This window comes from Hydrogenobaculum sp. (assembly GCF_049967395.1).
Taxonomy (GTDB): Bacteria; Aquificota; Aquificia; order Aquificales; family Aquificaceae; genus Hydrogenobaculum.
Map to the genome: position 1 here is coordinate 25,167 of NZ_JBMFST010000006.1, position 12,381 is coordinate 37,547.

25 protein-coding genes are annotated in these 12,381 nt (G+C 37.2%); all 25 read right to left on the bottom strand.

Annotated elements, in window-relative coordinates:
* Entirely contained in the window at positions 1–774 is a 774-nt protein-coding gene (gene map, locus ACP5S8_RS01795) for a type I methionyl aminopeptidase (RefSeq protein ID WP_461875473.1), read from the bottom strand.
* Entirely contained in the window at positions 771–1,406 is a 636-nt protein-coding gene (locus tag ACP5S8_RS01800) for an adenylate kinase (RefSeq protein ID WP_461869942.1), read from the bottom strand. Before ACP5S8_RS01800 ends, map begins: the two co-directional genes overlap by 4 nt.
* Positions 1,406–2,698: a preprotein translocase subunit SecY gene (gene secY, locus ACP5S8_RS01805; RefSeq protein ID WP_461875474.1), complete on the bottom strand. Its 1,293-nt coding sequence runs from the start codon at positions 2,696–2,698 to the stop codon at positions 1,406–1,408. The genes ACP5S8_RS01800 and secY overlap by 1 nt, the downstream gene beginning before the upstream one ends.
* Complete coding sequence (gene rplO, locus ACP5S8_RS01810) at positions 2,691–3,149, bottom strand: 50S ribosomal protein L15 (RefSeq protein WP_461869944.1); 459 nt, start codon at positions 3,147–3,149, stop codon at positions 2,691–2,693. The genes secY and rplO overlap by 8 nt, the downstream gene beginning before the upstream one ends.
* Complete coding sequence (gene rpmD / locus ACP5S8_RS01815; protein ID WP_461869945.1) at positions 3,146–3,325, bottom strand: 50S ribosomal protein L30; 180 nt, start codon at positions 3,323–3,325, stop codon at positions 3,146–3,148. The genes rplO and rpmD overlap by 4 nt, the downstream gene beginning before the upstream one ends.
* A gap of 3 nt (positions 3,326–3,328) precedes the next feature.
* Entirely contained in the window at positions 3,329–3,898 is a 570-nt protein-coding gene (gene rpsE, locus ACP5S8_RS01820; RefSeq protein ID WP_461869946.1) for a 30S ribosomal protein S5, read from the bottom strand.
* Between the two features lie 9 nt (positions 3,899–3,907).
* A complete protein-coding gene (rplR, locus tag ACP5S8_RS01825) occupies positions 3,908–4,276 on the bottom strand; it encodes a 50S ribosomal protein L18 (protein WP_461869947.1) in 369 nt (122 codons plus the stop codon).
* Positions 4,277–4,287: 11 nt separating this feature from the next.
* On the bottom strand, positions 4,288–4,833 hold the full coding sequence (rplF, locus tag ACP5S8_RS01830; protein WP_461869948.1) for a 50S ribosomal protein L6: 546 nt from the start codon (positions 4,831–4,833) through the stop codon (positions 4,288–4,290).
* A 12-nt stretch (positions 4,834–4,845) separates the two neighbouring features.
* A complete protein-coding gene (gene rpsH / locus ACP5S8_RS01835) occupies positions 4,846–5,256 on the bottom strand; it encodes a 30S ribosomal protein S8 (protein WP_461869949.1) in 411 nt (136 codons plus the stop codon).
* An 11-nt stretch (positions 5,257–5,267) separates the two neighbouring features.
* Positions 5,268–5,456, bottom strand: coding sequence for a type Z 30S ribosomal protein S14 (locus tag ACP5S8_RS01840; protein ID WP_012513324.1), 189 nt, complete (start codon positions 5,454–5,456; stop codon positions 5,268–5,270).
* A gap of 9 nt (positions 5,457–5,465) precedes the next feature.
* Positions 5,466–6,029, bottom strand: a complete 564-nt coding sequence (gene rplE / locus ACP5S8_RS01845; RefSeq protein ID WP_461869950.1) for a 50S ribosomal protein L5 — start codon at positions 6,027–6,029, stop codon at positions 5,466–5,468.
* A 5-nt stretch (positions 6,030–6,034) separates the two neighbouring features.
* Positions 6,035–6,391 (bottom strand): 50S ribosomal protein L24, encoded by a 357-nt coding sequence (rplX, locus tag ACP5S8_RS01850; RefSeq protein WP_461871514.1) that lies wholly within the window; start codon positions 6,389–6,391, stop codon positions 6,035–6,037.
* On the bottom strand, positions 6,391–6,756 hold the full coding sequence (rplN, locus tag ACP5S8_RS01855; RefSeq protein WP_015418907.1) for a 50S ribosomal protein L14: 366 nt from the start codon (positions 6,754–6,756) through the stop codon (positions 6,391–6,393). The genes rplX and rplN overlap by 1 nt, the downstream gene beginning before the upstream one ends.
* Positions 6,757–6,808: 52 nt before the next feature.
* Positions 6,809–7,087 (bottom strand): 30S ribosomal protein S17, encoded by a 279-nt coding sequence (gene rpsQ, locus ACP5S8_RS01860; RefSeq protein ID WP_461869952.1) that lies wholly within the window; start codon positions 7,085–7,087, stop codon positions 6,809–6,811.
* Complete coding sequence (rpmC, locus tag ACP5S8_RS01865; protein ID WP_461869953.1) at positions 7,084–7,284, bottom strand: 50S ribosomal protein L29; 201 nt, start codon at positions 7,282–7,284, stop codon at positions 7,084–7,086. Before rpmC ends, rpsQ begins: the two co-directional genes overlap by 4 nt.
* The gene (gene rplP, locus ACP5S8_RS01870; protein ID WP_461869954.1) at positions 7,281–7,706 is read right to left on the bottom strand and encodes a 50S ribosomal protein L16; all 426 of its coding nucleotides are present in this window, start codon (positions 7,704–7,706) and stop codon (positions 7,281–7,283) included. The genes rpmC and rplP overlap by 4 nt, the downstream gene beginning before the upstream one ends.
* A gap of 4 nt (positions 7,707–7,710) precedes the next feature.
* A complete protein-coding gene (gene rpsC / locus ACP5S8_RS01875) occupies positions 7,711–8,406 on the bottom strand; it encodes a 30S ribosomal protein S3 (RefSeq protein WP_461869955.1) in 696 nt (231 codons plus the stop codon).
* Positions 8,406–8,771: a 50S ribosomal protein L22 gene (gene rplV, locus ACP5S8_RS01880; RefSeq protein WP_461869956.1), complete on the bottom strand. Its 366-nt coding sequence runs from the start codon at positions 8,769–8,771 to the stop codon at positions 8,406–8,408. The genes rpsC and rplV overlap by 1 nt, the downstream gene beginning before the upstream one ends.
* Before the next feature lie 10 nt (positions 8,772–8,781).
* Complete coding sequence (gene rpsS / locus ACP5S8_RS01885; protein ID WP_461869970.1) at positions 8,782–9,108, bottom strand: 30S ribosomal protein S19; 327 nt, start codon at positions 9,106–9,108, stop codon at positions 8,782–8,784.
* A gap of 134 nt (positions 9,109–9,242) precedes the next feature.
* Positions 9,243–10,109, bottom strand: coding sequence for a 50S ribosomal protein L2 (rplB, locus tag ACP5S8_RS01890; protein ID WP_461869957.1), 867 nt, complete (start codon positions 10,107–10,109; stop codon positions 9,243–9,245).
* Positions 10,110–10,119: 10 nt separating this feature from the next.
* A complete protein-coding gene (rplW, locus tag ACP5S8_RS01895) occupies positions 10,120–10,419 on the bottom strand; it encodes a 50S ribosomal protein L23 (RefSeq protein ID WP_461869958.1) in 300 nt (99 codons plus the stop codon).
* Positions 10,416–11,018 carry a 50S ribosomal protein L4 gene (rplD, locus tag ACP5S8_RS01900; RefSeq protein WP_461869959.1) on the bottom strand — a complete coding sequence of 201 codons (603 nt, stop codon included), beginning with the start codon at positions 11,016–11,018 and terminating at the stop codon, positions 10,416–10,418. The genes rplW and rplD overlap by 4 nt, the downstream gene beginning before the upstream one ends.
* A 1-nt stretch (position 11,019) precedes the next feature.
* On the bottom strand, positions 11,020–11,718 hold the full coding sequence (gene rplC / locus ACP5S8_RS01905) for a 50S ribosomal protein L3 (protein ID WP_461875475.1): 699 nt from the start codon (positions 11,716–11,718) through the stop codon (positions 11,020–11,022).
* Between the two features lie 4 nt (positions 11,719–11,722).
* On the bottom strand, positions 11,723–12,037 hold the full coding sequence (gene rpsJ, locus ACP5S8_RS01910; RefSeq protein WP_461869961.1) for a 30S ribosomal protein S10: 315 nt from the start codon (positions 12,035–12,037) through the stop codon (positions 11,723–11,725).
* Between the two features lie 10 nt (positions 12,038–12,047).
* A partial coding sequence (locus ACP5S8_RS01915; RefSeq protein ID WP_461875476.1) for an EF-Tu C-terminal domain-related protein occupies positions 12,048–12,381 on the bottom strand: 334 nt, incomplete at its 5' end.

Here is a 12,381-nt window from a genome sequence, read left to right on the forward strand (position 1 = left end):
TTACCACTCCGTTAACACTACAGGACCATCTTCAAGTACAGCTACCGTATGCTCAAAATGACAAGCGTATTTGCCCTTTGCTTTTATAGTCCATCCATCGTTTGATTTATAAACAGCACCATTGCCAGTGGTAAACATAGGCTCTATAGCTATAACCATACCGGGTTTTAACTGCGCATTCATTTTAGAAGTAATAACCTCTGTACAATTGGCTACAAAAGGTTCCTCATGGCTATTTCTACCTATTCCATGACCACCGTATTCACACACTATACCAAAACCATACTCTTTTGCCACAGTTTCTATGCTTTTAGCTATATCGTAAAGGTATTTGCCTGGTTTACATTGGGCAATAGCCTCATACAACGCCTTTTTGGTAGCCTCGATAAGTTTCTGATTTTCTGAAGAAATATTACCAACTCCTATTGTCATAGCCGCATCGCCTGCATAACCATCGTATATCGCACCAAAATCAAGACTTACAAGATCTCCATCCTTTATTTTTTTTGTTTTTGATGGAATACCGTGCACCACCTCATCGTTTATAGAAACACACAAAGCGGCTGGGTATCTTTTCTTAGAAAACGGCGGTTGATAGTTCAAAAAAGCCGGTATACCACCAAGTTCTTTAGTCTTTTCTCTAGCCGCCATCTCTAAATCGTAAGTTATAACTCCTGGTTTTACCATAGAAGCTATATATTTTAGCACATCGCTAACTATTTGACAAGCTTTTTTTATCTTTTCTATCTCAGATTTTGAATAAAGCTCTATCATAACATACTTTTTAGTTTTTCAAATACCTCTTCTTGAGTACCGTTGGCAGATACTACAAAAAGCTTACCTTTAGATTTGTAATACTCTATAAGAGGAAAAGTTTGTTCTTTGTAAACTCTCAATCTATTTGCTATAACCTCTTCTTTATCATCGTCTCTTTGAATTAAAGGCGTATTATCGTTATCGCATAAAGTATCATTCTTTGGTTTTTGATAATAAATATTGTAAGTGGCACCACACTTTGGACACACTCTTCTGCCAGAAAGACGCTTTATTATAACATCATCGTCTAAATCAAAGTAAAATACCTTATCCACTTGTAGCCCCATAGTGTTTAGCATTGTTTCAAAAGCCTCGGCTTGATTAACATTTCTTGGAAACCCATCAAAAACATAATTCTTATGAGGAGCTTGACTTAAAATGTTTTTTATCATAGCTATAATCAAATCGTCCGGTACCAAAAGTCCCTGCTTCATATACTCCTCAGCCTTTAAACCAAGGTGAGATTTCTTAGCAACTTCAGCTCTTAACATATCACCGGTAGATATGTGCTCAAAGCCAAGCTTACTCTTCAGAAGAGCTCCTTGTGTACCCTTACCAGAACCAGGAGGACCTAACAACACCAAAATCATTACTTTTTCCTCGTATAAGCTTTATACTTTTTAGTTATTATTTGAGCATCTATTTGATTTAACGTATCTAGAGCTACTCCAACCACTATAAGAGCGGTAGTACCACCAAAATAAAAAGGTACTTTTAACCAAACGGTCAAAAATAAAGGCACAATAGCCACTATAGATAAGAAAGCAGCCCCTATGATAACTAACCTATTTATAACACTTTCAAAAAACTTTACAGTTTGTTGACCTGGTCTTACACCGGGTATAAAACCATTTGCTTTTTTTAAGTTCTCAGCCACATCGTAAGGGTTAATTAAAACAGCTGTATAAAAATATGTAAAAAATATTATTAACACCACATAAGCAAAATTGTAAGGTAGAGAAAGAGGGTTAAAAGCATCGTGTATAGCCTGAGCTATAGGATTTTTGATAAATCCTAGCACCGTAGAAGGAACTATTAAAAGGGATTGGGCAAATATAATAGGTATAACACCCGCTGGATTTAGCTTAATAGGTAAATATGTAGCTCCACCAACAAATTCTTGTCTTCCCACTTGCCTTCTTGGGTATTGAATAGGTATTCTTCTCTCTGCTTCTTGAAATATTACAATAGCAGCTATTACAGCAATTATTATAAGTATAGCCCCTACGAAAGCAAAAGGGCTAATATCACCATGCCTAAGCATTGACACAAATCTTATGGTAGCCTCTGGGAAATTAGCAACTATACCGGCAAATATAAGCATAGACATACCGTTGCCTATGCCTTTTTCCGTTATCATATCACCAAGCCAAACTAATATCATAGTACTGGCTACCATTCCAAGCACAGCAACAACTATAAAAAGTATTCCACCATGAGGAACAACAGGGTATCCGTGAGGAGATGTTTGATGTTCTAACCAAGTAGCTATGCCTAGCGACTGAAAACCGGCAACAAACACAGTTATATATTTTGTGTATTCGTTTATTTTCTGCCTTCCGTAATCGCCCTCTTCTTTTGCCAATTTTTGAAGTTCTGGTATTGCGCTTGACAAAAGCTGCATAACGATAGAAGCTGATATATAAGGCATTACACCAAGAGCAAACAACGTCATCCTCGAAAGGTTACCACCAGAAAATATATCGTACAGAGCAAACAAAGATCCTTTTAGATTGCTCATAAAATCCGTTAGAGCTACCGGGTCTACACCAGGAATCGGTATATGACTACCAAGCCTGTATATAGCAAATACTATTAAGGTGAATACTACTCTTTTCCTTAAGGTTTCTAATTCAAATATCTCTTTTAAAAAATTATTCACCTGCTGCCTCTAAAATCTCCACACTACCACCAGCAGCTTCTATTTTCTGCTTGGCGGAGGAAGATATAGCATCCACTTTTACCTTAAACTTTTTAGTCACTTCACCCATACCTAAAATTTTTACAGGCTTACCCTTTTTTATTAAGCTTTTAGCAAGAAGGGTTTCCTTAGTAATCTCATCACCATCGTTGAAATGTTTTTCCAGCATTGATAAGTTGATGACAGAATATTCTTTCTTAAAAGGGCTCCTAAAACCTACCTTTGGTACTCTCATATGAAGCGGTGTCTGACCACCCTCAAAGTAAGGAGCCAATCTATTATCACCAGATCTAGATTTTTGGCCTTTATATCCTCTACCTGCCGTTTTGCCTTTACCAGAACCTAAGCCTCTGCCTATACGTTTTTTATCTTTTACAGCACCTTCGTTTGGTTTTAACTCGTGCAAATTCATGACAGCTCCTCCACACATACAAGGTGTTTTACCTTTTCAAGATTTCCACATACCATAGGATTTTTCTCTAGCACAACCGTTTCACCAACTTTCTTTAGGCCTAAGCTTCTAACAGCCTCTTTTTTTGCCTTATCTTTACCAGCCAATCCTCTTTTCAAAACTATTTTAAGCTTCATAAATCACCTCGCGTATATGTTGTATCTTTCTCTCAGGTCATCTACAGTTGTACCTTTTACTTTAGCTATTGTATCTATATCTCTTAATTTTAAAAGCGCATCAAACACAGCTCTGACTACGTTGTGATGGTTTGAGCTTCCCACTACCTTTGTAAGCACATCCGTGTAGCCAGCCAATTCAAATATAGGCTTAGCAGCACCACCAGCTATAACACCGGTACCTCTTCTAGCCGGGAAAGCTATAATACGAGCAGCACCGTACTCTCCAACAACGTCATGAGGTATAGTACCATTTACTATAGGAACTCTTATAGTTTTCTTTTTTGCATCCTCTATGGCTTTTGCTATAGACAGAGGAACCTCTCTAGCTTTACCAAGCCCAAACCCTACGTAACCTCTTTTATCACCTATTACCACCAAAGCACTAAAAGAAAAACGCTTACCACCTTTTGTAACACGGGTTGTTCTGGCAGCCTCCAAAAGCCTCTCTTCAAACTGAATATCATCAAGAGTAGTTATACCTTGCTCTATCCTTTTAGCGTCTATCCTTTGGTTTAAATCCTTAGCGCCCACGTTAACCTCCTAATTTATAAGCCCTAGTTCTCTACATTTTTCTGCAAAAGCCTTGACTTTACCATGATAAAGGTAGCCAGATCTATCAAAAACCGCTTTTTCTATACCCTTTTCTTTAGCTTTTTGAACCAAGATTTCAGCTACTTTTTGAACAGCTTCTATAGACTTGCCACCTCTTTTACCGGTGGCATCCACATATTCTTTGCTCAAAGATGATACCGTAAGAATGGTGTTGCCGGTAGTATCATCTACCAAAGAAGCGTAAAAAGCGTTTAAGCTTCTATAAATACACAACCTCGGCCTTAAAGCTGTACCGCTTATTTTCTTTCTTATCCTTCTATGCCTTTTAATACGCTTTTCTTCTCTTGTAAGCTTCATACCCTAACTCCTTATTTCTTACCTTTACCTGCAGATTTTCCTGGTTTTAGTTTAAGCACTTGACCTTCGTATCTTATACCCTTTCCTTTATAAGGATCGGGTTTCCTAAACTTTATAATTTCAGCAGCCACTTGACCAACTAACTGCTTATCTATACCAGATACAGTAATCTTATTTTCTTTAACCTCAAGCTTAATACCAGCAGGCGGTTTGTAGTATATTGGATGCGAATACCCTAAATTTAACTCAAGTTCTTGACCTTTCATAGCAGCTTTATAACCAAGACCAACCACCTCTAACGTTACCGAGTATCCCTTAGAAACACCTTCTATCATGTTTTTTATAAGAGCCGCAGTAGTACCATGCATAGCTTGAGCAAAAGGTGATTCTTCGTTTTTTGATACCGTTATTTGATTGTCAGCTATCTTCACGTTCACAATTTCGTGAACAGGCATTGACAACTTGCCCTTAGGACCTTCTATGGTTAAAATGTTACCATCTAAAGAAACTTTAACATTGCTAGGTATAGCTATCGGTTTTTTACCTATTCTAGACATGGCATTCTCCTTTTAATAAACGTATCCTATGATTTCGCCACCTTTTTTAAGCTTTCTGGCTTGAGCATCCGATATTATGCCGCTATCACAAGACACTATAGCTAAGCCAAGACCCCTTCTCACGTGAGGCATCTTTTTGATAGGTGTATAAACTCTTCTACCTGGAGTAGATACTTTTTCTATATTTTCTATTGCAGAGCGCGTTTTTCTTTGATCAAGGTATTTTAAGTAAACTCTTATAGTAGGTTGATTACCCTTTTTATGGGCATCATCCTCTAAAATTTCATAATTTTGTATATAACCTTCTTGTTTTAAAAGCTCTAAAATACGTTGTTTTAATTTAGAGTGGGGCACATCCACAAAATCTCTTTTTCTTTGAATACCGTTTCTAATTCTAGCAAACATATCAGCAATAACATCCATATATTACCACCTCACCAACTGGATTTTCTTACTCCGGTAATTTCACCGCTTAAAGCCATCTCTCTAAAACAAAGCCTACACATGTTAAATCTCCTTAAAAATCCTCTAGGTCTTCCACATATTGGGCATCTATTTTTTTGTCTAGTGGCGTACTTAGGAAAATGCTTCAAATCCTTTACAACTTTTGCTTTTCTAGGCATATATCCTCCTTAATAAGCTCTTATCGGCAATCCAAGTAAAGCTAACAAATACAAGGCTTCTTCGTCAGTTTTTGCGCTTGTATTGATAAGAATATCCATACCTCTTATGGCATCTACTTTTTCGTAATCTATCTCCGGAAACACTATCTGCTCTGATAGACCAAAAGCATAGTTTCCTCTACCATCGAAAGATCTAGGGTTTAGGCCTTTAAAATCCTTCACACGAGGTAACGCTACGGATATCAGCTTATCCAAAAAGTTCCACATCCTGTCCTTTCGTAAAGTAACTTTTAAACCTATTGGAAGTCCTTTTCTTAGTTTAAAAGAAGCCTCTGATTTTTTAGCTTTTCTAACAGAAGGATGTTGACCTGTTATTAGCTTTAAATCTTCCATAGCTCTATCCAAATTTTTTATATCGCTTATGGCTTCTCCTACACCCATATTTACCACTATCTTTATTATCCTTGGAACTTCCATTGGGCTTTCGTAATTAAACCTTTCCATCAATCTAGGTACAACAACTTTTTCAAATCGCTCTTGCAATCTTTGTTTTTGCTTTACATCTGTAGACATAAGTCTTACCTCTTCACCTTATTTTTCTCATAAACAAGATCTATATTTTCATTACACTTTTTACAATATCTATATTTTCTAACCACGCCGTCTTTCTCTTCTATTCTAAAGCCTACTCTCGTAGGTTTTTCACATTTTGGGCATACAAGCATCACCTTAGATATAGGCATAGGAAGCTCTATCTCGTATATACCGCCTTCTCTTCTTCCTTCTATAGCCTTAACGTGCTTTTTAGCTACGTTGATGTTTTTAACAATTACTTTACCACTTTTACTATCTAAAAATTCAACAGTGCTTATTTTACCTCTGTCTTTACCAGCTAATACTTTTACTTTATCGCCTCGTTTTATCTTAAAAGCCATTATACAACCTCCGCAGCCAAGGAAGCAATCTTGGTAAAACCTCTATTTCTGACTTCTCTTGCTATAGGTCCTAATATACGAGTACCAAGGGATTCACCATACTGGTTTAGCAGTATGACAGCGTTATCATCAAATTTTATATAAGAACCGTCGCTTCTTTTTAGCTCTTTAGCAACTCTCACTACCACAGCCCTATAAACTTTACCTTTTTTAGCTGCACCATTTGGGGTTGCTTCTTTAACAGTTACCGTTACTACATCTCCAACGCTAACATACTGCCTTAGAGCATAAGGTATACCTATTATCTGCACCTTTTTTGCTCCAGAATTATCAGCTACATTCAAATAACTCTGCCTCTGTATCATAAGCTCTCTCCTGAATAAAGCATTCTAAAACGAATATTATAGCATAATTTATCTAAGACTGCAAAGAAGAATTTTTAGATAAAATTTTAACTACTACCCATCTTTTTGTTTTGGATATCGGTCTAGTCTCTCTAATAAGCACAACATCGCCAATAGAGCAAGCATTCTCTGGATCGTGAGCATGGAATTTGGTAGATTTTATAACTCTTTTGCCGTACAATGGATCTGGCATTTCTCTATTTACTTTTACAACTACAGATTTGTCCATCTTGTTGCTAACAACAATGCCTTTAAACTCTTTTCTCTTCTGATGCCACTTTTTCTCTTTCATACTGCTTGGCCTCTCTTCTTTTCGTTTATCACCGTCAAAATCCTTGCTATATCTCTCTTGGTATCTCTTATTTTAGAAGGCTCTTTAAGACCTTCAATCTTTTTTGTAATACGGAGTTTAAACAACTCTGTCTTCAGCTCTTTGAGTTTAGCCTCGAGCTCTTGTATACTTAACTGACGAAGATCTTTAGCCTTCATACGCTTATACCTCCTGCCTTAACAAGCCTTACCTTTATAGGCAACTTAGCAGATACTTTCCTAAAGGCTTCTTCGGCCATATCTTGAGGTACATCTGAAAACTCAAACATTATTCTACCAGGCTTTACAACAGCTACATAACCTTCTGGATCACCTTTACCACCACCACCTCTAACTTCTGCAGGTTTCTTAGTATATGGCTTATCTGGAAAGATTCTAATCCATACCTTTGTACCTTTTCTTAGATTTCTCACCAAAGCTATACGAGAAGCTTCTATCTGCCTTTGAGTAATCCAGTGGCTTTCCAACGCTTGAATACCATATTCTCCAAAAGCTACCTGATTTCCTCTAAAAGATTTGCCTTTTAAAGTGCCTCTTTGAGTTTTTCTATACTTTTGTCTACTAGGTTGTAAAAAAGACATTTCCTTATACCTCCTTTGCTTGGCTTACAAGGTCTTCTTCTATCTTTTTCATTATCTCTTCTTTTCCACCTTTTAGTATATCGCCTTTGTAAATCCACACTTTTATACCTAAAATACCGTATTTAGTATAAGCAGTAGCATAGCCGTAATCTATATCAGCTCTTAGTGTTTGCAAAGGCATCCTACCTACCAAGAACCATTCAGCTCTAGCCAAATCAGCACCACCTATTCTGCCCTTTACTTGAACTTTTATACCTTTTGCACCGCTTTTAATAGCGTTGTCTATGGCCCTTTTCATGGCTCTTCTATGAGATACACGCCTTTCAATTTGAAGGGCTATATCCTCGGCCACAAGTTGAGCATCGAGCTGCGGTACTCTAACTTCGTCTACGCTTAAGCTTATGTCTTTATTTTTAACGATTCTTTCCAAATCATTTTTTAATTGGTCAACTTCAGCACCCTTTCTACCAATTATTATACCTGGTTTAGAGGATAAAATCCTTACCCTTATCTTCTCTCCTGATCTTTCGATAGTTACTCTCGATATACCAGCTGATTTATATCTTTCTTTAATATATTTCCTAATAACAATATCTTCATGTAAGGTATTTGGATATTCTTTTTTAGAAGTACACCACTTGCTTAACCAATCCTTTGTAACCCCTATTCTAAAACCTATCGGATGAGTTTTTTGACCCATTACTTAGCCTCCTCAGTAGCTTCTTGCAACTCTCCTAAAGCGATAGTAATATGAGATGTATTTTTTCTCATCATAGTGGCCCTACCATGAGCTCTTGGCATCCACTTTCTAAACATTATACCCTTATCAGCTTTCGCTTCTAATATCACCAATTTCGTAGGATCAATACCCTTTTGCTCAGCGTTTGCTATAGCACTCTTTAAAACATTTTTTATTATAACAGCAGCTTTCTTGTTCATAAAACTAAGCTGGTACATAGCATATTCTACTGGTTTTCCTCTTAAAAGCCTCAAAACTTGGGAAGCTTTAAGGGGAGAAATCCTAGCGTTTTTATGAACAGCCTTACTTACCACTTCCATACTCATAATCTATACCTCACTTCTTCTTTACCACTTTAGCAGATTTATCTGGGTGCGATCTAAAAGTCCTAGTAGGAGCAAATTCTCCCAACTTATGACCCACCATTTCTGGGGTTATATATATGGGTACAAAAGTCTTACCGTTATGAACAGCTATGGTATGGTTAACAAACTCGGAAATTACTTGGCTATCTCTAGAATACGTCTTAACCACTTTTCTATCACCGGTTTGATTCATTTTTCTTATTGTCGCCCATAGCTTTGGATCCACCCAAGCTTTTTTGTTTACAAAAGCCCTAAATTCATCCCAAATTTCTTGATATCTCTTCTTGGCGTTTTCTATAAGCTCATCGTTGTTAGAAAACTCAACTTTTCTAACCTTTTTGTAAGCTTTTTGAGCTTTTTTATAAAGTTTCAAAAATGTATCTAAATCCTCTATCAATTTGTTTCTTTTATTCCAAGCACCTCTAAAGCCCATTATACCTTACCTCCAGCGTTCCTCTTGGATATTATGAATCTATCAGAATATCTCTTTCCTCTCTTGGTTTTATAACCTTTAGTTTTCCAACCCCAAGGAGATTCTGGGTGCTTACCTTTGGTTTTACCCTCACCACCACCGTGTGGGTGATCTACTGGATTCATAGCTGTACCACGAACGTTTGGCCTCATACCTAACCATCTAGCTCTACCAGCCTTTCCAAGTTTAACAAGCTCGTGCTCAGCCAAACCTACAACACCTATAGTAGCCATACATTTATCATTTACAAGTCTTACCTCACCAGAAGGCAAACGCACTTGAGCATAGCCTTCTATTTTACCTATCACTTGAGCTGATAAACCAGCAGCTCTTACAAGCTTTGCACCTCTACCGGGATTTAACTCTATGTTATGGATAAAAGTACCAACTGGGATAAAGCGCAAAGGCATAGCATTACCAGGCTTTATATCTGGAAGCTCCTTCCCTTTAATAGCATCTTCATAGCTTATAGAAACTACCGTATCCCCTACGCTAAGTTTGTCAGGCCATATTATGTACCTTTTCTCACCGTCTTTATAATGAAGCAAAGCTATACGAGCGCTTCTAAATGGGTCATACTCTATGGAATAAACTTTTGCTGGTATAAGACTCTTATCTCTTTTAAAATCTATCAAACGATACCTTATCTTGTTACCAGCACCTTTCCACCTGGAAGTAATTTTACCTTGCTGTCTACTTCTACCTAAAGCCCTTTTGTAATAATAAGTAAGGCTTTTTTCCGGTTCTCTTCTGGTAAGCTCAGAATAATCATAAAGTATAGCGTGTCTTTGCCCATTTGTCACAGGTTTTAACTTTCTTACACCCATATATATAACCTCACAAACTCATAAGATCTATTTTTGAATTCTTATCAAGGGTAATGATAGCTTTTTTATAACCTCTTGTGGCACCATAGACTCTGCCTCTTCTTGTTATCGTCCTTTTTACCCTTGGTCTTGCATAAAGAGTGTTAACAGCTTTCACTTTTACTCCAAACAGCTTTTCCACGGCATGCTTTATTTCATGTTTATTGGCATCCTTATGAACTTCAAATACATATTTGTTTAAATCTTCCATCAATCTATTTGTCTTTTCAGTGATTATAGGGCGTATAATAACTTCTTCAGGTGCTCTCATAAACTTACCCTCTCATAAATTTTTTCCAAGGCTCCTTGCTCTATCAACAAAGCATCAGCCCAAAGAATATCGTAAACATTAAGGCCTACAACAGGTAAAACTTTCGTGTTTGGTATATTCTTAAAGCTCTTAGAAACAACATCGTTTTGATCTTTTGTTACTACCAAGACTTTTTTATCAGATAGACCTTTTTCTTTTAAAAGCTCAAAAGCCATCTTAGTCTTGGGCTTTTCTAAAGAAGATAACAAAGATTCCAATACATAAATAGAATTATTCTTAGCTTTTGTGCTAAGAGCCATAGCAAGAGCTATTTTTCTATATTTTTTAGATAGCTTGTACTCATAATCTCTAGGCTTAGGCCCATGCACAACACCGCCACCAACAAATATATTCGCTGAGCGAGCACCGTGTCTAGCATTACCAGTACCTTTTTGAGGCATTATCTTCTTTTTACTACAGTTTACCTCGGATCTGGTTTTTGTGGAATGAGTACCTTGCCTTCTTTTAGCAAGCTGCCATCTAACCACATCCCACAAAATATGCTTCTTAGGTTCTACGTTAAAAACATCGTCTCTTAGTTCTACACCATTTACCAACATATCACACTTCCTGCCTTAAAAGATTTGATGATATAAACGACAAACGCTCCTGCTTCCTTTGAGCTTTCTTTCTAAAGGCGATATGACTCTTTTCAATATATAAAATTCCATCTTTATGGCCAGGCACAGAACCCTTCACAAGAATAATTCCCTTGTCCTTTAAAACATCCACAACCAAAAGGGCTTGTACCCTTATAGTTTCGTTACCATGCCTTCCGGCCATTCTCTTGCTCTTCCAAACTCTACCAGGATCAGTACGATTTCCCACAGAACCCACAGCCCTATGATATCTGTGACCGTGAGACTTTGGAAAACCACCAAAATCCCATCTTTTCATGGTGCCTGTAAAACCCCTACCTTTTGATCTCCCAACTACATCCACCAACTCACCAGGTGAGAAAATATCAACACCTAACTCCTGACCTAATGTAAAACCAGAAATATCATCTACTCTAAATTCTTTTAAATATTTTAAAGGTGTTAAATTGGATTTCTTAAAATGACCAACCATAGGTTTTTTAAATCTACTTTGCTTTAAAGGAATACTACCTACTTGCACAGCATTATAACCGTCTGTTTCGGAGCTTTTAATATAAACCACATAGTTAGGTTCTACTTTAATAGCTGTTACTGGAATAGCAGTACCATCATTTAAAAAAACTCTCATCATTCCAAGTTTCTTACCTATAAGACCTATCATATCCTCAACCTCTCATCTTAACTTCAATGTCAACACCAGCTGGAAGACTTATCTCCATAAGAGATTCTATAGTTTGTGGTGTAATCTTTACTATATCCAGCATTCTTTTGAACTCTCTAATCTCAAAATGCTCTCTAGATTGATCAAACTTATGAGGTGAGCGCAAGACCGCCCAGCGCCTTCTAGAAGTAGGCAAAGGAATCGGCCCCTTCACGGAGCTTCCCGTTCGTTTAACTGTTTCCACTATTTGCTTGACAGATTGATCCAAAAGTCTATAATCGTAAGATTTAAGCTTTATACGTATTTTATCTTGCTCCATACTAACTTCCTCACTCTATAATCTTTGTGACAACACCAGCACCTACTGTTCTACCACCTTCTCTTATGGCAAATCTAAGACCTTCTTCCATAGCAACAGGGTGTATTAGCTCTACTTCTAGCTCTACGTTATCACCAGGCATTACCATTTCTTGACCTTCTGGAAGTTTTACCACTGTACCTGTTACGTCAGCAGTTCTTATGTAAAATTGTGGTCTGTAGTTTAGGAAGAATGGAGTGTGTCTACCGCCTTCTTCTTTTGATAGTACGTATACTTGGGCTTTGAATTTTCTGTGTGGGGTTATAGAACCTGGTTTTGCTAAGACTTGACCTCTTTCTACTTGG